The 19,167-nt window shown below is 72.1% G+C and carries 14 protein-coding genes; 8 read left to right on the top strand and 6 right to left on the bottom strand.

What is annotated here, in order from left to right; translation table 11 throughout:
• Window positions 1-52 precede the first annotated feature (52 nt).
• The gene (locus ACIBAF_RS30830) at window positions 53-2,284 is read left to right on the top strand and encodes a tetratricopeptide repeat protein (RefSeq protein WP_399467420.1); all 2,232 of its coding nucleotides are present in this window, start codon (window positions 53-55) and stop codon (window positions 2,282-2,284) included.
• A gap of 6 nt (window positions 2,285-2,290) precedes the next feature.
• Here ACIBAF_RS30830 and ACIBAF_RS30825 read toward each other — a convergent pair whose 3' ends face one another.
• The gene (locus tag ACIBAF_RS30825; protein WP_399467419.1) at window positions 2,291-3,160 is read right to left on the bottom strand and encodes an NUDIX domain-containing protein; all 870 of its coding nucleotides are present in this window, start codon (window positions 3,158-3,160) and stop codon (window positions 2,291-2,293) included.
• 60 nt (window positions 3,161-3,220) lie between these two features.
• Between ACIBAF_RS30825 and ACIBAF_RS30820 the strand changes: the two genes are divergently transcribed.
• From ACIBAF_RS30820 to ACIBAF_RS30805, 4 genes are all read left to right on the top strand, one after another.
• Entirely contained in the window at window positions 3,221-3,922 is a 702-nt protein-coding gene (locus ACIBAF_RS30820; RefSeq protein WP_399467418.1) for a methyltransferase domain-containing protein, read from the top strand.
• Between the two features lie 56 nt (window positions 3,923-3,978).
• Window positions 3,979-5,574, top strand: a complete 1,596-nt coding sequence (locus tag ACIBAF_RS30815; RefSeq protein ID WP_399467416.1) for a phytoene desaturase family protein — start codon at window positions 3,979-3,981, stop codon at window positions 5,572-5,574.
• Window positions 5,575-5,696: 122 nt separating this feature from the next.
• A complete protein-coding gene (locus ACIBAF_RS30810; RefSeq protein WP_399467415.1) occupies window positions 5,697-6,806 on the top strand; it encodes an NAD(P)H-dependent flavin oxidoreductase in 1,110 nt (369 codons plus the stop codon).
• Entirely contained in the window at window positions 6,803-8,356 is a 1,554-nt protein-coding gene (locus ACIBAF_RS30805) for an acyl-CoA synthetase (protein ID WP_399467414.1), read from the top strand. Before ACIBAF_RS30810 ends, ACIBAF_RS30805 begins: the two co-directional genes overlap by 4 nt.
• A gap of 6 nt (window positions 8,357-8,362) precedes the next feature.
• Here ACIBAF_RS30805 and ACIBAF_RS30800 read toward each other — a convergent pair whose 3' ends face one another.
• The 4 genes from ACIBAF_RS30800 to ACIBAF_RS30785 form a co-directional block, all read right to left on the bottom strand.
• Entirely contained in the window at window positions 8,363-11,272 is a 2,910-nt protein-coding gene (locus tag ACIBAF_RS30800; protein ID WP_399467413.1) for an ATP-binding protein, read from the bottom strand.
• A 125-nt stretch (window positions 11,273-11,397) separates the two neighbouring features.
• The gene (locus tag ACIBAF_RS30795; RefSeq protein ID WP_399467411.1) at window positions 11,398-12,447 is read right to left on the bottom strand and encodes a (-)-alpha-amorphene synthase; all 1,050 of its coding nucleotides are present in this window, start codon (window positions 12,445-12,447) and stop codon (window positions 11,398-11,400) included.
• Window positions 12,431-13,906: a cytochrome P450 gene (locus ACIBAF_RS30790; protein WP_399467409.1), complete on the bottom strand. Its 1,476-nt coding sequence runs from the start codon at window positions 13,904-13,906 to the stop codon at window positions 12,431-12,433. Before ACIBAF_RS30790 ends, ACIBAF_RS30795 begins: the two co-directional genes overlap by 17 nt.
• A 181-nt stretch (window positions 13,907-14,087) precedes the next feature.
• Complete coding sequence (locus ACIBAF_RS30785) at window positions 14,088-14,579, bottom strand: MarR family transcriptional regulator (protein WP_399467407.1); 492 nt, start codon at window positions 14,577-14,579, stop codon at window positions 14,088-14,090.
• A 101-nt stretch (window positions 14,580-14,680) separates the two neighbouring features.
• On the opposite strand from ACIBAF_RS30785, the gene ACIBAF_RS30780 reads away from it, so the two are divergent.
• From ACIBAF_RS30780 to ACIBAF_RS30770, 3 genes are read left to right on the top strand one after another with little or no spacing between them, the layout of a single operon-like run.
• Window positions 14,681-15,064: a hypothetical protein gene (locus ACIBAF_RS30780; protein WP_399467406.1), complete on the top strand. Its 384-nt coding sequence runs from the start codon at window positions 14,681-14,683 to the stop codon at window positions 15,062-15,064.
• 60 nt (window positions 15,065-15,124) lie between these two features.
• Window positions 15,125-16,663: an acyl-CoA synthetase gene (locus tag ACIBAF_RS30775; RefSeq protein WP_399467404.1), complete on the top strand. Its 1,539-nt coding sequence runs from the start codon at window positions 15,125-15,127 to the stop codon at window positions 16,661-16,663.
• A gap of 10 nt (window positions 16,664-16,673) precedes the next feature.
• Window positions 16,674-17,555: an alpha/beta fold hydrolase gene (locus ACIBAF_RS30770; protein WP_399467403.1), complete on the top strand. Its 882-nt coding sequence runs from the start codon at window positions 16,674-16,676 to the stop codon at window positions 17,553-17,555.
• Here ACIBAF_RS30770 and ACIBAF_RS30765 read toward each other — a convergent pair.
• Window positions 17,513-19,117 carry an acyl-CoA synthetase gene (locus ACIBAF_RS30765; RefSeq protein ID WP_399467402.1) on the bottom strand — a complete coding sequence of 535 codons (1,605 nt, stop codon included), beginning with the start codon at window positions 19,115-19,117 and terminating at the stop codon, window positions 17,513-17,515. The genes ACIBAF_RS30770 and ACIBAF_RS30765 overlap by 43 nt on opposite strands.
• Between the last annotated feature and the right edge of the window lie 50 nt (window positions 19,118-19,167).

The raw sequence follows: 19,167 nt of genomic DNA, 5'->3' as shown, positions 1-19,167 counted from the left end.
ACTGGACGAGCCAGGGGAGGGCCGGAAAGCAACGGGGGCGGGGCGGCGCACTATGGCGGAGAGCAGGCTGATCCAGGGCCGGTACCGGCTGCTCGAACTGATCGGGCGCGGGGGCATGGGCGAGGTGTGGCGGGCCCGCGACGAGTCCCTCGGCCGGCACGTGGCCGTGAAGTGCCTCAAACCGATCGGCCCGCACCACGACCCGGCCTTCGGGCGCGTCCTGCGCGAGCGGTTCAGGCGCGAGGGCCGCGTCGCCGCCGGCCTCCAGCATCGCGGGGTGACGGTCGTCCACGACTTCGGCGACTGCGACGGCGTCCTCTTCCTCGTCATGGAGCTCCTGGACGGCAGCGACCTGTGCCGGCTGCTGGACGACAACGAGCGCCGGCCGCTGCCCGTCCCCGCCGTCGTGGAGATCGCCGACCAGGTCGCCGCCGCCCTCGCCTACACGCACCGCCAGGGCATCGTGCACCGCGACCTGAAACCCGCGAACATCGTGCGGCTCACCGACGGCACCGTGAAGATCTGCGACTTCGGCATCGCCCGCCTCGGCCACGACATCGGCTTCACCTCCCGCCTCACCGGCACCGGCATCGCCATGGGCACACCGCACTACATGTCACCGGAGCAGATCGGCGGCGAGGAGGTCGACCAGCGCAGCGACCTCTACTCGCTGGGCTGCGTGCTGTACGAGATCGCCACCGGGGCCCCGCCCTTCGACCTGGACGACCCCTGGGCGATCCTCGTCGGCCACCGGGACACCCCGCCCCGGCCCCCGCGCGAGCACCGCCCCGAGCTGCCCGACCACCTCGACCGGATCATCCTCGACCTGCTGGCGAAACGGCCCGAACAACGCCCCCAGGACGCCCACGACATCGTCCGGCGCATCGCCGCGGCCCGCACCACACCGGCGTACGTGCCGACCCTGGTCACCCCGCAGCCCGAACTGCGGTCGCCCGAGCCCCCGAGTCCCGAGCCTCGGCTGCCGTCCTGGACCCAGGGCATGACCACCGGCCACAAGGCCACCGGCGCCGGACTGCGGGTCGCACCCCCGGACGCCGGGGCGGCCCTGACCGGCGAGTGGATCCCCCGCCCGGTCCTCGGCGCGGTCCCCGCTCCGCCCGCGCCGGACACCCCGTCCCCGCAGGCGCTCACCGTGCTCGCCGGACGGCACAACGCCGGCCTCAGCCTGGGCCGCCTCGGCCGCTGGGCCGAAGCCGGGGAGGCACACCGGGCCGTCGCCGCCGAACGCGCGCACCTGCTCGGCCCCGACCACCCCGAGACCCTCGCCAGCCGCTACGAGGTCGCCTTCACCCTCAGCCGCACCGGACGTGCCGACGACGCACTGCGCGAGTACCAGCACGTGGCCGCCGCCCGCATCCGGGTGCTGGGCGCCGACCACGCCGACACGCTCGCCACCCGCCAGGAAATGGCCTTCGTGCTCGGCCAGTTGGGCCGTCACTTCGACGCCCACCAGGTGTACACGTCCGTCCTGGCCGCCCGGGTGCGCACGGGGGGCGCCGACCATCCCGACACCCTGCGCTGCCGCCACAACCTCGCCTTCAACCTCAGCAGGCTGGGCCGTCTGGAGGAGTCGTACCGGATGGCGGGCGAGGTGGCCGCCGCCCGCGCCCGCGTGCTGGGCCCCAACCACCCCGACACCCTCGTCACCCGCTACGAAGTGGCCTACGCGCTGGGCCAGTTGGGCCGCTGGCCGGAAGCGCTGCAGACCTACCGAGAGGTCGCCGCGGCCCGCGCGCAGGCGCTCGGCCCCGACCACCCCGACACCCTCGCCGCCCGTTACGAGACCGGCATCAGCCTGGGCCGCCTCGGCCGCAGCGCGGAGGCCCTCCAGCTCTATCGCGACCTCGTCGACGACCGCACCCGCGTGCACGGCCCGGCGCACCCCGAGACGCTGCGGGCCCGCCACGGTCTCGGCGTCAACCTCGGCCGTCTGGGCCGTTGGGAGGAGGCCCTCGCCGAGTCCCGGGACGTGTGCGCGATCCGCGAGCGCGTCCTGGGCGCCGACCACCCCGACACGCTGGTCAGCCGCCGCGAGGTCGCCGTCGGCCTGGGCTGGCTGGGCCGCTGGGCCGACGCCCTGGCCGAATACCGGCGGGTGGCCGCGGCCCGTGAGCGCGTCCTCGGCCCCGACCATCCCGACACCCTCGCCGGCCGCAGCGACGAGGCCCACTGCCTGGAACAGCTCGGCCGCGGCCAGGAGGCGGTCGAGCTCTACCGAAGGGTCGCGGTCCTGCGCCGCCACCGAGCGGCCGGCGGCGCGTAGATCCTCCTAAGGGCTGTCCCAGCCCAGTTCCGTGTAGAGCCGTCCCTCGCGGAGCCCCGTGATCGCCGCCCGCGCGTACGGCACCATCGGCTCCGGCAGCGCGTCCGCGGGCCACCAGGCCCAGCCGAGGCACTTGTCCGGCTCGAGGAGTCGTGGCTCGCCCTGCCAGCGCCGGGCGCGGAAGACGAGCTGGAGGCGTGGCCGAGTGCCGGGAGAGTCGACGACGTGCACGACATGCACCAGTTCGACGTCCTCCGCCGCGATCTCCAGGCCGGCCTCCTCCCGGGCCTCCCGGATCAGACAGGCGACGGCGGACTCCTGCTCGCAGTGGCCCGCCAGGAAGTGATGCCTGAGGGGCGCGAACGGCGAGTCGGGGTGGCGCAGGCCGAGAAGGACCTTGCCGTCGCGTTCCAGATGCAGGTGGACGCCGACGGCGTTCAGCACGGTCTGCCGTGCGGGCGGCTGCGGCGGGGGAGCGACGGGGTCGGCCCGGTGCCGGGCGAGGACGTCCGCGGCCCACGGCGCCATCGTCAGGTGCGCGGTGGTCGCCGCGTCGAAGAAGGCGAACATGATGCCCTCGGTGACGGGCAGCCGCGCGGGATCGCCGTCCCAACCGCCCAGGAAGACCTGGATGGTGTCGTCGACGACCGTGTACCGGGTGAGCCCGTCGAGGACGAGCCCCGTCTCCTCCAGCAGCTCGCGCGCGATGGCCTCCTCGGGCGTCTCGTCGCCCTCGCCGGCGCCGCCGGGCAGCGACCAGGTCCCCGGATCGTGGATCGGCTTGTGCGCGTCGCGCAGGTGGAGGAGGTACTGACCCCGTCGGTTGAGCAACAGCGCGGCCGTCTGACGGAGTTCGGGACCGGGCTCGACGATCATGGGCTCCCCCTCGAGTCCATCATGGGTGCGTTTCACCGTACTTGAGGTCATCATGATCGTATGGAAGCCGAGACCGCGTACCACGGCGACATGGGCGAGGAGTTCGCCGCCCATGTCGCGAAGAGCGTCTACAACAGCTACACCGACCGTCCGGCCATGCTGCGGCTCGCCGGTGACGTCCGGGGGCTGCGCGTGCTGGACCTCGGCTGCGGGGCGGGCCACTACGCCGCCGAGCTGCTGGGGCGGGGCGCGGCCACGGTCGTCGGCGTGGACGGCAGCGCGAGCCTGCTGCGCGCGGCGCGGGAACGGCTCGGCGACGGCGACCGCGCGACCCTGCACCGGCACGACCTGGAGGAGCCGCTCGCCTTCCTGCCCGACGGGGCCTTCGACCTCGCGGTGCTGGCGCTCGTCTACCACCACGTCGAGGCCCGGGAGCAGCTGCTCGCCGAGCTCCGCCGCGTCCTGCGGCCGGGCGGCACGCTGCTCGTGTCCACCACCCACCCCACCGGCGACTGGCAGTACTTCGGAGGCTCCTACTTCACGGAGGACCGCGTCGCCCTGCCCTTCGGCGCCGAGTACGCCCTCAGCTACCGGCGGATGACCCTGGAGACGTTCCTCGGGGAGCTGCTCGGCGCGGGGTACGCGCTGGAGGAGCTGGTCGAGCCGCGGGCCACGGAGGAGGGGCGGGCGGTCGACTCCCGCAGGTACGACAAGACCCACCGGACGCCGACCTTCCTCGCGGTCCGCCTCCGCCGACCGTGACCGGCTCCGCCCGACCACCTCTGGCCGACCTTGATCGGCTCGTGTTACGAAGAAGCATGCCTGCACACGAGGGACACGAAGGACACGAAGGACTCGAGGGACACCGCTCCTACGACGCCGTCATCGTCGGAGGCGGACACAACGGCCTGGTCGCCGCCGCCTACCTGGCCCGGGCCGGCCGGTCCGTGCTGCTCCTGGAGCGGCTGGACCACACCGGGGGCGCCGCCGTCTCCACCCGCCCCTTCACCGGCGTGGACGCCCGTCTCTCGCGCTACTCGTACCTGGTCAGCCTTCTTCCGCAGAAGATCGTGCGGGACCTGGGGCTGCGTTTTCGCGTCCAGAGCCGCACGATCTCCTCGTACACCCCCGTGGAGCGCGGCGGGCGGCCGACCGGACTGCTGGTCGGCGGCGGCGAGGCACGCACCCGTGAGGCGTTCGCGCGGCTGACGGGCGGCGAGCGCGAGTACGCGGCCTGGGAGCGTTTCTACGGCATGACCGGGCGCGTCGCCCAGCGGGTGTTCCCCACGCTCACCGAACCGCTGCCCACCCGGGACGAACTGCGCCGGCGCGTCGACGACGAGGAGGCCTGGCGGATCCTCTTCGAGGAGCCCCTCGGCGTCGCCGTCGAGGAGCGCTTCGCGGACGACCTGGTCCGGGGCGTCGTCCTCACCGACGCCCTCATCGGCACCTTCGCCGACGCCCACGACCCCTCGCTCAAGCAGAACCGCTGCTTCCTCTACCACGTGATCGGCGGCGGCACGGGCGCCTGGGACGTCCCCGTCGGCGGCATGGGCGCCCTGACCGACGCCCTCGCCGACGCCGCTCGGGACGCGGGCGCCGTCCTCGCCACCGGCCACGAGGCCGTCCGGATCGCCACGGACGGCCGTACGGCGGAGGTCGTCTACCGCACGGCCGACGGCGAGGGCGTCGCCGCCGCCCGGCACGTCCTGGTCAACGCCTCACCGCAAGCGCTCGCGGCCCTCACCGCGGACGCACCGCCGGCCCCCGCCGAGGGCGCCCAGCTCAAGGTGAACATGCTGCTCAAGCGGCTGCCCAGGCTGCGCGACAGCGCCGTCGACCCGCGTGAGGCGTTCGCCGGCACCTTCCACATCGCCGAGGGATACGAGCAGCTCGCCACCGCCCACGCCCAGGCCGCCGCCGGTGACCTGCCCGCCGCCCCGCCCTCCGAGATCTACTGCCACTCGCTGACCGACCCGAGCATCCTCGGGCCGGACCTCGTGGCGCAGGGGTACCAGACGCTGACCCTCTTCGGCCTGCACACACCCGCCCGGCTCTTCGAACGCGACAACGACGCCGCCCGCGAGGAACTCCTCAAGGCCACCCTCGCCCAGCTCGACGCCCACCTCGCCGAACCCCTCGCCGACTGCCTCGCCACCGACGCCGACGGCCGCCCCTGCATCGAGGCGCGGACCCCGCTGGACCTGGAGCGCGACCTCGGACTGCCCGGCGGCAACATCTTCCACCGCGACCTCGCCTGGCCGTACGCCCGGGAGGGCGCCGGCCGCTGGGGCGTGGCGACCCGGCACGCGAACGTCCTGCTGTGCGGGGCCGGCGCGGTGCGCGGGGGAGGGGTGAGCGGGGTGCCGGGCCACAACGCGGCGATGGCCGTCCTGGAGGCCCCGGCGGACTAGGACAGGGCCGGCGACCTCAGGAGCGGCTGCCCAGCGCTCATGGAGGGTTCCCGAATCCAAGAATCTGACGGTGTATCAGAAAAACTCTTCCGTCGTCCGGAGGACTGCGGCATCCTGCGCCCATGCAGACGGAGCTGAGCAAGCAACTGGGAGTCGAGCACGCCGTCTTCGGCTTCACGCCGTTCCCCGCCGTCGCCGCGGCCATCAGCCGCGCGGGCGGCTTCGGCGTGCTCGGCGCGGTCCGCTACACCGCCCCCGACGACCTCAAACGCGACCTCGACTGGATCGAGGCGCACGTCGACGGACTGCCGTACGGGCTCGACGTCGTGATGCCCGCGAAGAAGGTCGAAGGCGTCACCGAGGCCGATGTCGAAGCGATGATCCCCGACAGCCACCGGCAGTTCGTGCGGGACACCCTCGCCAAGTACGGGGTGCCCGAACTGGCCGAGGGCGAGGCGTCGGGGTGGCGGATCACCGGGTGGATGGAGCAGGTCGCCCGCAGCCAGCTCGACGTCGCCTTCGACTATCCGATCCGGCTGCTGGCCAACGCCCTCGGCTCCCCGCCCCCCGACGTGGTCGCCCGCGCCCATGAGCAGGGCGTCCTCGTCGCCGCGCTCGCCGGGAGCGCCCGGCACGCGCTCAAGCACAAGGAGGCGGGCATCGACGTCGTCGTGGCGCAGGGGTACGAGGCCGGCGGGCACACGGGTGAGATCGCCTCGATGGTGCTCACCCCGGAGGCCGTCGACGCGGTCGCCCCGCTGCCCGTCCTCGCCGCCGGCGGCATCGGCAGCGGACGGCAGATCGCCGCCGCCCTCGCCCTCGGGGCCCAGGGCGTGTGGCTGGGGTCGCTGTGGCTGACGACCGCCGAGGCCGATCTGCACTCGCCCGCCCTCACCCGCAAGCTCCTCGCGGCCGGCTCCGGCGACACGGTCCGCTCCCGCGCCCTCACCGGCAAACCCGCACGCCAGCTGCGTACCGAATGGACCGACGCCTGGGACGACCCGCACGGACCCGGCACCCTGCCCATGCCCCTCCAGGGCCTCCTCGTCGCCGAAGCGGTCTCCCGGATCCAGAAGTACGAGGTCGACCCGCTGCTCGGCACGCCCGTCGGCCAGATCGTCGGCCGGATGAACGACGTCCGCAGCGTCCAGGCCGTCTTCGACGACCTCACCCGCGGCTTCGAGCAGGCCGTGGACCATGTCAACCGCATCGCCGGAAGGAGCGGCCAGTGACCGGCACACCCCCCGCGGGCTTCTGGGCCCAGGCCACCGCCGACCCCGACCGCATCGTCCTGATCGCGCCCGACGGTCAGGAGTGGACCGCGGGACGTCTGCACGCCGCCGCCAACCGGCTCGTGCACGGCCTGCGCGCGGCGGGGATGCAGCGCGGCGACGCCTTCGCCGTCGTCCTGCCCAACTCGGCCGAGTTCCTCACCGCCTACCTGGCCGCCACCCAGGCCGGCTTCTACCTCGTCCCCGTCAACCACCACCTCGTCGGCCCCGAGATCGCCTGGATCGTCTCCGACTCCGGCGCCAAGGTGCTGCTCGCACACGAGCGTTACGGGGACCAGGCGTCCCGCGCCGCCGACGAGGCCGGCCTGCCCGCCGGCCACCGGTACGCCGTAGGGAAGTTCGAGGGCTTCCGGCCGTACGCCGAACTCCTCGACGGGCAGCCGGAGTCGGCGCCCGCCGACCGCACCCTCGGCTGGGTCATGAACTACACCTCGGGCACGACCGGACGCCCGCGCGGCATCCGGCGCCCGCTCCCTGGCAAGCTGCCCGAGGAGGCGTACCTCGGAGGCTTCCTCGGCATCTTCGGCGTCAGACCGTTCGACGACAACGTCCACCTCGTCTGCTCGCCGCTCTACCACACGGCGGTGCTCCAGTTCGCGGGCGCGTCCCTGCACATCGGCCATCGTCTGGTCCTGATGGACAAGTGGACGCCCGAGGAGATGCTCCGCCTCATCGACGCCCGGCGCTGCACCCACACCCACATGGTCCCGACCCAGTTCCACCGCCTGCTGGCCCTCCCGCAGGACGTGCGCACGCGGTACGACGTCTCATCCATGCGGCACGCCATCCACGGCGCCGCGCCCTGCCCGGACCATGTGAAACGGGCGATGATCGACTGGTGGGGCGCCTGCGTGGAGGAGTACTACGCGGCCAGCGAGGGCGGCGGCGCCTTCGCGACGGCCGAGGACTGGCTGAAGAAGCCCGGCACGGTCGGAAAGCCCTGGCCCATCAGCGAGTTGGCGATCTTCGACGACGACGGCAACCGCCTCCCGCCGGGCGAACTCGGCACCGTGTACATGAAGATGACGACCGGCGGCTTCGCCTACCACAAGGACGAGGACAAGACGCGCAAGAACCGCATCGGCGACTTCTTCACCGTCGGCGACCTCGGCGTGCTCGACGAGGACGGCTACCTGTTCCTCCGGGACCGCAAGATCGACCTGATCATCTCGGGCGGCGTCAACATCTACCCCGCCGAGATCGAGTCCGCGCTGCTCGCCCACCCCGCCGTCGCCGACGCGGCCGCGTTCGGCATCCCGCACGACGACTGGGGCGAGGAGGTCAAGGCGGTCGTCGAACCGGCCCCCGGGCACGAGCCCGGCCCCGACCTCGCCACCACGCTCCTCGACCACTGTGCCGACCGCCTCGCCGGCTACAAGCGCCCCAAGTCCGTCGACTTCATCGCCGAGATGCCCCGCGATCCCAACGGCAAGCTGTACAAGCGGCGGCTGCGGGAGCCGTACTGGGAGGGGCGGGAGCGGCCCGTGTGAGGCCGGTCAGGGGCGGACTCGGGGAAAGGCGTCCAGCGCTCCGGGGAGATCGGTGGCGTCGGTGCCGATCTTCCGGTAGACGGAGGAGAGCAACTGCCGTACGCCCTGTTCGGTGAGGCGCAGTTCCTTCGCCACCACGGAAACCGGGTGCCCCTGGACCGTCAGTTCGGCGGTCCGGCGTTCCTGAGCGGTGAGCGTGTCGGTCTGCCCGTAGCGCAGGGGGAGCGGTCGCAGTCCGGCTGCGGAGAGCTCCTCCCTGGCGCGGGCGGCCAGCGTCTCGGCGCCGCAGTGCACGGCGCTCTCCAGGCCCTGGTAGAGCCGGTTCGCGGCCTCCTGCAACCGGCCGTTGCGGGACAGGGCGGCGCCGTGACCGACCAGCGCACGGGCCAGCTCGTATGAGGCGGGCGACTGTTCCAGGTGTTCCACGGCCTGAGCGTGCAGGTCCTGCGCCGCCGGTCCGGCGGTCACCTCCGCCTCCACGTGGAGCGCCTGCCCGATCACGGAGGCCGCACCGAAGTCCCGGGCCCGCTTCACGGCGTCCCGGGCGAGCGAGAGCGCCCGATCGGGGTCGGTGGAGGCGACGGCGTGCGCCAGGTTCAGCTGCCAGCGACACCAGGCGGGATTGCGCCAGGCCCGCCCCTCCAGCCACTCCCCGACGGCGGACAAGAGGTGCTCCGCCTCGGTGTTCCGCCCCTCCGCCATGAGCAGCTCGGCGTACACCGTGCGGGGATCGGGGTAGATGACGGCGTTCGGGACCACCTCGCCGTAGTGGTACTCGTCCGCGATTTCCCGCGCGTCGGCGGTGCGGCCACGGGCCAGCAGAGTCTGGATGAGGATGCCGATGGCGAACCACTGGGCGGGCACCGCCCCCTCGACCTTGTCGGCGGTGCGCAGTCCCTCCCGAGCCAGCTCCTCCGCGTCGGTCAGGCAGCCGCGACGGTAGCGGATATAGCCGTAGAGGGTCTGCCCGACGGCGAGGTGGGAGCCGCGCCAGCCTTTCGTCTCGCACTCGGCCATGCCCGTGGTGAACAGTTCCTCGGCCCGTCGTGGCTGGTCGCAGTACATGAACACGAGGGCGACCGAGACGGGCACCTCGAAACCCCGGTTCTCGTCGGTCCAGCTCAGTCCGCCCCGCAGGGCTTCCTCGGCGGTCGCCAGGACGGTCTGCCGGGGCTCGCCGCGCAGCATCCCGTCCCAGGCCCGCAGCCCCAGGATGTACCGTTCCTCCAGGCCCCGGCCAGGCAGCCGCTCGGCCAGCCGCGCCAACCGGCGTGAGCGGGTGGGCGCGTCGGGCTCGTCCGTGCGGAACGAGCTCCAGACGAAGTGATCGGCCTGCATGCGCAGTCGAACGCGCGGGTGGGTGGTCTGCCGTGCCTCGTCGTCGGCGACGGCCGCGGCCTCGGCCAACTGGTCGGTGTGGGCCAGCGCCTGTGTCAGCCGGTAGACGATGGAGGCGCGCAGGCCGGGATCGACCTCGCGTTCCGCCCGCGCCTCCCGGAGATGGGCGACCGTGGCCGTCGGTTCGATCAGAAACGTCGAGCCCGCCAGCTCGTGCAGGAGCGCGGCACGGTCCTCCGGGAGCGGGGGCTCCTGCAGCGCTCGGGCCAGCATGCGCCGGGCGGCCTCCGGGGAGCCGGCCCGCAGGCACTCACGGGCGGCCTCGCGGAGGCATTCGACCACCTCGGGCCTGCCCTCGCACGGAACCTCCAGCAGGTGCCGTGCGGCCTCGGCGGGACCGAAACCCGCCGCACGGACGGTCAGCGCGGCGGCGTTGTGCAGGCCGACCCGGAAGGCGGGCTGGATGGACCGGTAGATCGTCGTCGCGATCAGTGGGTGAACGAAGTCGAGGCCCCCGCCGGGTCCGTGGCCCTCGGCCACGATCCGGGCGGCACGCAGGCTCCCGATCGCCTCGGTGGCGGCCTCGCTGCCGATCACCGCGATGCTGGCGGCGAGCTCCGGTGAGAACGGCGCACCCAGCACGGCTGCGGCGTGCGCGAAGCGGACGGTGGTCGTGCCGAGCTTCTGCAGACGTGCGATCAGTCCCGGGCCCTTGACCGCCGAGGCGACGTCCCGCATCGCGGGCAGGTCGTCCTGGGTGCCCTTCAGATTGCGTTCGCCGAGTCCGATGGCGAGTTCGACGGCCTCGAAGGGGCTCCCGCCGGTCACCGTCCAGCACTCGTCGCAGAAGTCGTCCTCGGCGCCGTCCCCCACTTCGCTCCTGACGATGCGGGCCACGCCGGCGGCGGTCAGCGGCTTCAGGGCGCACGGGCGGTTCCCGTGGTGTGCGACGAGAGCGCGGAAGGCGGTCGCCTCGGGCGGCAGTTCGTGCGGCCGGTAGGCGACGATGATCAGGAGCGGCAGGTCCGCGGCCCGTGGCGCGAAGGACGCGAGCCAGTTGAGGGACTCGACATCGGCCCAGTGCAGGTCGTCCAGGAGCAGGACCACGGGAGCCTTCGACACGGTGAGCCGGGTCATGACCCAGTCGAGACCGTCACGCACTCCGGTCGGGTCCGGTGTGTGGGCGGTGTCCGTCGCCTCCAGACCGAGCGCGGCGGCGACGATGTCGTACCAGCTCCCCAGGAATGCACGGCGTTGTGTCTCGTCCATCGCAGCCAGCGTGGGCTGGGCGAGCTGGCGCACCACGCGGAACGCCAGCTCCTGTTCCGTCTCGCCGCCCCGCCCGGAGAGCACCGTGAATCCGTGCGCCGCGGCTCGTGTGCGCGCTTCGGCCATGAGCGCGGTCTTCCCCAGCCCGGCTGCACCGGTGAAGGCGAGCAGTCCGCCGGGCTGCGCCCGCGGCACCCCTTCGACGGCGCGGCCGAGGCCCGACAACGCGGAGTCGAGCGCCTGGAGTTCCCGGTGGCGCTCGACCAACGGGCGGGGTTCGGTGATCGGCTGCCACGACCCATACGCCATGTGCCCTACCGCTTCCTGTCGTTGTTCCTCGGAGGACAGCACTGAGCGTACGCGCCTGGTGCACAACCGGTGACGGCGTTAGGGTGCGAGGATGACCGAGAAGGGTGAATCCTTCGCCGGGTCGGTTAGGTAGCCCTTCCTGCTGGGTAGGCGGTTTCGGATGGCACACACGGATGTCCGGGCGCGACCGAGGTGTCCGCGTAGCGCGGCACCGAGCGGGACCAGTGGTAACACCCACGGATCCAGCCGATCATGCCGTTCACGTAGCAGACCCCGGCGGGGCTCAACTCCGGGTGGATCTCCTCGCAGAGCCTCTCGAACTCCCTGATCGTGCCGTTGATCTGCCGGATGGCCAGCATGACGGCCGCCGGCAGGGAGCACTGGTGCGTGCGCTGATGGGCGAGGGCCAGATTGATCATCTCGCCTGCCTGCTGCTCCTTCACGGCCGAGAAGAGGTCGGCCGTCCACACCGCCGCGTCGACCGACAGGCGCCGCAGACGCCGCAGCACGGGGTGATCGATTTCCTCGGGGGCCAGTTCACCGCCGTGCGCGGCCTCGTACAGGGGGTAGAAGGGCTCGACCCCCGCGGTCAGCGAACGGATCGAGTTGCACAGTCCCATGCCCACCGGGAACGGATGCGCCTGCGCCACCGCCTCGTACAGCAGGCCGTGCACGTACTCGCGGCTCTTCCAGGCCCACCGCTCGGCCTGGGCGGGGGTGCACCGCGCGCGTACCCGCCGGTGGAGATCGGCCAGGGCCGCCCCCAGCGGGGTGCGGGGTGGTTCGCCGTCCCGCAGGATTGCGATGCTCTCGCACAGCATGGGCAGCAGCAGCGCCGGGGACTGCCGCCCGATTTCCTCCGCCCGGTCGTCGAAGACGAATTGATAGGCGATCTGGTCGGCCACGATCTGGAGGATGCCGGAGTCCACGGTCGGGCTGTTGTAGGACGCGAGTTGGGCGGGCCGGGTGTAGCCGATCATCGCCGCCACTTCCGGTTCGTCGGTCAGGCCCCACTTGCGCAGCCATGCGTCGACTCCGGCGACCGCCTCGGATTCATGGCGATTCCGCAGGAACGGGTACGGCATGTAGAGGTGGTCGTCGATCAGCTCTTTCAGGCTGGCGGCCCGCATTTCCTCTTGGGGGGCGAGCGTGGCTTCCTCATGCGTGGTCGACACCGCTGTCACCGGCCCTTCGGGAATCCTGTACGGGGTGTGCAGCGGTTTCCCGGCGGGTGCAGGAACCCGGGTGGGGCGACGTGCCGATCGGCACGCGTGCGCGCGGTTCGCAGATCATCACCAGAGACCTCGGCCCCAGCGTCGCCCCGGGACGCGGGGGTGCGACGGGGCCGGGCAGATGGGTCAGGCGCCAGCGGGCGGCGACGGTGACGAGGGCCACTGTGGTCTCCGTCATGGCGAAGGCGTCGGCGATGCATTTGCGGCTGCCCGTGGCGAACGGGAGCATCGCATGGTGCGTCGCGGTGGCGGCCCGCCCCGGCGACCAGCGCTCAGGGAGGAACCGATCGGGATCGGGGAACCACGCGGGATCGTGGTGCAGCAGGTAGGGGCTGTACACGAGGGTGGCTCCCTGAGGGAGGCGCAGGCCGGCGAGTTCGGTCTCCTTGGTGGTGATGCGCGTGAAGAGCCAGCCGGGCGGCGAGTGGCGCAGCGTCTCGGTGATGACGCATCGGGCGTGCACGAGGCGCGGCAGGTCGTCGGGCCCCGGCCGCTGCCGTTCGGCGAGCACGGCGTCGATGTCGGCGTGCAGACCCCGCTCCGCCTGCGGATGCTGTGCCAGGAGGCTGAACGCGGAGGCCAGACACAGGGCGGTGCTCTCGGAGCCGGCCAGCAGGAGCGAGACGAGGTGATCGTGGACTTCCTGCTCGGTGATCGCCGTGTCTGAGCCGGTGGCGCGGGTGGCCGCCAGCAGGGTCCCCAGCAGGTCGTCGCGGGGGGCGCCCCGGCGGCGCTCGGCGATGGCGGCGTCGATGATCGCGTGCACGCGCCCGACCGCCCGACGGTAGCGACGGTTCGCGGGCGAGGGAACGCGGAACAGGGCGTCGACCGGCACGACGGTGCGGACGAACAGCCCGCGGACGATGTCCGCGAGACAGCGCCGCACCTCGGCGGCCGTCGCGGCGTCGAGCGAGTCGGAGAACAGGACACGGCTGATGATCCGTGTCGACAGGGCCATCATGGCCGCGCTGACGTCGACCTCCTGCCCGGCCTGCCAGTCGCGGCACACCGCCTCGGCCTCCTCGGCCATCAGCTCCGTCTGATCGGGGAGGCGGGACGGGATGAAGGCGGGTTGCAGCAGCCTGCGCTGACACCGGTGTTCCTGGTGGCGGCTCGTGACGACGCCGTTGCCCATCAGCAGGCGGAGCCGGTCGAAGAGCGGGCCCCCCTTGTCGAAGGTGCGCGAGTCCCCGAGCAGCCGGTGGACCAACTCCGGGTGGCACACCATCCAGGCGCGCTGGGGGCCCAGTCGAATCTCGACCAGATCTCCATGCGCGGGCAAAGAATTCAGAAATGCCAACGGGCGACGGTACAAGGCGATACCGTGGCCGAGGAATGGGAATATGCCTGGCGCAGTACCCACCCTCCATGCGCATTCCCGTTCAGGCACAGCGTTGCTCATTGAATACCCCCTGCCTCATACAGCACTCGAAAATCAATGGACGTTGCACTGACTTGGCGCCTGAGTCATGTTCTGCCCACTCCGCACGGGTGTCGTTTACCGTGAATCCTTTCTGCAGGGGGGCGCACGGGAGCGCGCAGGAGCATGAGAAGCATTTCGCCGAGGGGACATTCCCGGCGGTTCACTCCCGTTCCGCGTCGACCTCCGCCTCGTAGGCGAGCAACGTGTCCACGAACAGCCTTCGCTGATGGGGCGTCAGCGGGGCCAGGGCCCGGCGCCAGGCCGCCGCGCCCGGGGCGAGCCAGGCGGAGATCGCGGGTTCATGGGCGTCCGCGATGGCGACGATCCGGCGGCGGCGGTCTCGCTCGTCCTCGCGGCGCTCCAGAACGCCCTTCCGGTTGAGGTCGCCGATCAGCAGGCTCACCGTGGTCGGGGCGACCTCCAGGCGTGCGGCCAGTTCGTTGACCGTCATCGGTCCGTCGAGGAGCAGGTACGCCAGCAGGGAGAGATGACGCGGGGCCAGCGAGAAGGCCCGCAGCGCCTCGGGCACGGGGATCCGCTTCGCCCTGCCCACGAGTCGCGGCATGAGCAGCAGCAGCTCGCGAACGCTCGCCTCGACACCGGTGTCGTCGGCGTCGGCGCCGGTGGCGTCGTCACCTGTGGCGCTGGACATGGACATCCGGCACTCCTCGCGTTACCTTTGATGTCAAAGCTACTTTGTTCCGCTAGTTGAACCGACCGTCATGGTACGCACCGCGCGAAACGGAGATCCGCATGCCGCACTACACCGTCCACATCAGCGAGGACGCCCTCGACGGGACCGTCGAGGCGAAACTGATCGGCGCCCTGGCCGACGCCGTCGGCTCCGTCTACGGGGATCGGCTGCGCGGCCTCGTCGGCGTCGACCTCATCGGCATCCCGCGTCACCGGCGTGGCATCGGCGGCCTGCCCACCGACAAGGTCGCCCCGCAGCTCACCCTCAGCATGCGCGAGGCCGCCTACCACCTGCCCCAGGTGCCGGACGCCCCGGCCCGCCTGATCGGCGCCACGGCCGACGCGGTGGCAGCCGTCCTCGGCGAGAGCATCCGTGAGCAGACGATCGTCAGCGTCGTCGGGGTGCCCGACGGCCGGACGGGAGTGGCGGGCGCGGTGGCGTGACCCCTCGGGGGCGGGCCCGCGACTTGACCTGCCCGGGCCGCCCCCCGAGGATCATGAGGCATGAGGCCCGGACATGGCAGTACGGTCGACGGGGTGCTGCGGCGCAGCGCCCGCCGCACCCCGGCACGCGTGGCGGTCGAGTACCACGACCGCACCTGGACCTACGAGGAACTCGACGAGGCCGTCTCGCGGGCGGCGGGCGTCCTGCTCGGCGAGGGGCTCGCCCCCGGCGACCGGGTCGCCGCCTACGGCCACAACTCCGACGCCTATCTCATCGCGTTCCTGGCCTGCGCCCGCGCCGGCCTGGTCCACGTCCCCGTCAACCAGAACCTCACCGGCGACGACCTGACGTACATCGTCGGCCAGTCGGGCAGCGCACTGGTCCTCACCGACCCGGACCTGGCCGGGCGACTCCCCGACGGAGTACGGCGGTTGGCGCTGCGCGACGCCGACGACTCGCTCCTCTCCCGACTGCCCGTGACCCCCGCGTACGACGGCCCCGAGCCGCGCGCCGAGGACCTGGTGCAACTCCTCTACACCTCGGGCACGACGGCCCTGCCCAAGGGCGCGATGATGACCCACCGCGCCCTGGTGCACGAGTACCTCAGTGCCATCGCCGCCCTCGACCTGAGCGCCGGCGACCGTCCGGCGCACTCCCTCCCGCTCTACCACTCGGCGCAGATGCACGTCTTCCTGCTGCCGTACCTCGCGGTCGGGGCCACCAACATCGTGCTGGACGCACCCGACGGCGACCGCCTCTTCGATCTCATCGAGGCGGACCGCGTCGACAGCCTCTTCGCCCCGCCGACGGTGTGGATCGCGCTGGCGAACCGCCCCGACTTCGCCGACCGTGACCTGAGCGGGCTGCGCAAGGCGTACTACGGCGCGTCGATCATGCCGGTGCCCGTCCTGGAGCGGCTGCGCGAGCGCCTGCCCAAGCTGGGTTTCTACAACTGCTTCGGCCAGAGCGAGATCGGCCCGCTCGCCACCGTCCTCGCCCCCGACGAGCACAAGGGCCGCATGGACTCCTGCGGGCGCACGGTCCTGTTCGTGGACGCCCGGGTCGTCGACGACGACGGCGCGGACGTCCCCGACGGCACACCCGGTGAGATCGTCTACCGGTCCCCGCAGTTGTGCGAGGGCTACTGGGACAAGCCCGAGGAGACCGCCGAGGCCTTCCGCGACGGCTGGTTCCACTCCGGCGACCTCGCCGTCCGCGACGCCCACGGCTACTTCACGATCGTCGACCGGGTGAAGGACGTCATCAACTCCGGTGGCGTACTGATCCCCTCACGCCAGGTCGAGGACGCGCTGTACACCCACGACGCCGTCGCCGAGGCCGCAGTGATCGGCCTGCCCGACGAGAAGTGGATCGAGGCGGTCACGGCCGTGGTCGTCCCCCGTGGCGAGGTCACCGAGGACCAGCTCATCGCCCACGCCCGCGAGAAGCTCCCGCACTTCAAGGCCCCCAAACGCGTGCTCTTCGTGGACGAACTGCCACGCAACGCCAGCGGCAAGATCCTCAAGCGAGAGCTGCGGGACCGGTTCGGACCTCTCGCCGAGGAGAACTCCGTTGCGGACGGGCGCGGACCGCGGTGAGGATCAGGGCATGCCGACCTTCACCGCCTCCGACGGGACCGAACTCGCCTACCACGTGCGGGGCGAGGGCGAGCCGCTCGTCGTCCTGCCCGGCGGTCCCATGCGGGCCTCCGCCTACCTCGGCGACCTCGGCGGTCTCACCGCTCACCGCCGGCTGATCCTCCTCGACCTGCGCGGCACCGGTGACTCCGCGGTCCCGGCGGACCCGGCGACCTACCGTTGCGACCGGCAGGTCGACGACGTCGAGGCGCTGCGCGTCCAGCTGGGGCTGGAACGGATCGACGTCCTTGCCCACTCGGCGGGCGGCAGCCTGGCCATGCTGTATGCGGCACGGTACCCGGACCGCGTCTCCCGGCTGGCGCTGATCACCGCCACCCCGTGGGCCCTGGGCCGGCCGGCCACGGCCGAGGAGCGGCTGGAGGCGGCCCGGCTGCGCGCGCACGAGCCGTGGTTCGCGACGGCCTTCCCGGCGTTCGAGGCGTGGCTCACGGGTGAGGGCGATCCCGACTGGGCGCTCGTCGGCGCCTTCTTCTTCGGCCGGTGGGACGACACCGCCCGGGCCCTCGACGCCGCCGCCGACGAGCAGACCAACATCGAGGCGGAGGGGCTCTTCCTCGACCCGGCCGCCTTCGATCCAGCGGCCCTGCGCACCGCCCTCGCGGACGTGACCGTCCCGGTCCTCGTGCTGGCCGGCGAGGTGGACGGCGGGCCCCGGCCCGAGGTCGCCCGGCTCGTCGCCGACGCCTTCCCCGACGCGGAGCTCGCCGTGCAGCCCGGGGCCGCCCACCACCCGTGGCTGGACGACCCGGAGTGGTTCGTCCGCCGTACCGTCGCCTTCCTGGAGGCGGGTCAGCCGCTCTCCGCGGTGGCCACCTCCCGCGCCCAGCGGTAGTCGGCCTTGCCGCTGGGCGAGCGGCGGATGGACTCGGTGAGCACCAGCTGGCGCGGGACCTTGTAACCGGCGAGCCGGGTACGGCAGTGACTCTGGATGTCCTCCAGAGACGGCAGCGGGGCGCCCGCCCGCACCTGCACCACGGCCGCCACATGGTTGCCCCACGTCGGGTCCGGCACCCCGGCCACCAGGGCGTCGTACACGTCCGGATGGGACTTCAGGGCCTGCTCGACCTCCTCGGGGTACACCTTCTCGCCCCCGGTGTTGATGCACTGCGAGCCCCGCCCGAGGACGACGACCACGCCGTCCTCGTCGACGGTCGCCATGTCGCCGAGCAGCACCCAGCGCTCGCCGTCCTTCTCGAAGAAGGTCTCGGCCGTTTTCACCGGGTCGTTGTAGTAGCCGAGGGGCACATGGCCGTGCTGGGCGACCCGGCCGACCTCGCCCGGCGCGACCGGCTCGTACGTGGCCGGATCGACGACCTGCGTACGGGAGTTGACCCGGACGCGGAAGCCGCGCTCCGGTCCGGAGTCCTCCGTCGCCGTGCCGTTGAAGCCGGACTCCGAGGAGCCGAAGTTGTTCAGCAGCATCGCGTTCGGCATCAGCGCCCGGAACTGGCGGCGGACCGTGTCCGACATGATCGCCCCGGACGAGGACACGCTGAACACCGACGAGCAGTCCGTGCCCCGCAGGGGACCCTCGAGTGCGTCGATCAACGGCCGCAGCATCGCGTCGCCCACCAGGGAGATGCTGGTGACCTTCTCCTTCTCGATCGTCCTGAGCACCTCCTCGGGCACGAACTTGCGGTGGATCACCACGCGTTGGCCGAAGTTGAAGCCGATGAAGGAGGTGAGCGTGGACGTGCCGTGCATCAGCGGGGGCGTGGGGAAGAAGGTGATCCCCGTACCGCCGGCCGCGACCCGCTCGGCGATCTCCTCCGGCTTCTTCACCGGTTCCCCGGTCGGCGAGCCGCCCCCCAACCCCGAGAAGAACAGGTCCTCCTGACGCCACATCACCCCCTTGGGCAGGCCGGTCGTGCCCCCGGTGTAGATGATGAACTGGTCGTCGCCCGAGCGGGCCGGGAAGTCGCGCTCGGCGGAACCGCTCGCCTCGGCCTCCGCGAAGGAGGTGATGCCGTCGCCCGCCGGCCCCACCCGGACGAGGTGCTGCAACGCCGGCGTCTGCGGCAGCGCCGCCGCCACCCGGTCCGTGAACTCCGCGTCGAAGACGAGCGCGACCAGGTCCGCGTCCCGGTAGAGATAGACCAACTCCTCTTCCACATAGCGGTAGTTGACGTTGACCGGCACGATCCGGGCCTTCAGACAGCCCAGCACCGTCTGCAGGTACTCGACGCCGTTGTACAGGTGCAGGCCGAGATGCTCGCCGGGGCGCAGCCCGCTGTCCAGGAGGTGGTGGCCGATGCGATTGGCGGCGGCGTCCAGCTCCGCGTAGGTCAGCCGGCGTTCCGCACCCGTGCCCGGATGGTCGACGTACACGAGCGCCTCGCGGTCGGCCGCCACGTCGACGACCGACTCGAACAGGTCGGCAAGGTTGTACTCCACCGCTCCTCCTGACCTCACGGGGCCTGGTTCTCCCTACGGTTCGCCGGTCA

The organism is Streptomyces sp. NPDC051677 (assembly GCF_044453465.1).
GTDB lineage: Bacteria > Actinomycetota > Actinomycetes > Streptomycetales > Streptomycetaceae > Streptomyces.
Note: the sequence above shows the minus strand (reverse complement) of the source record. Positions and strands in the feature narration are given on the sequence as shown.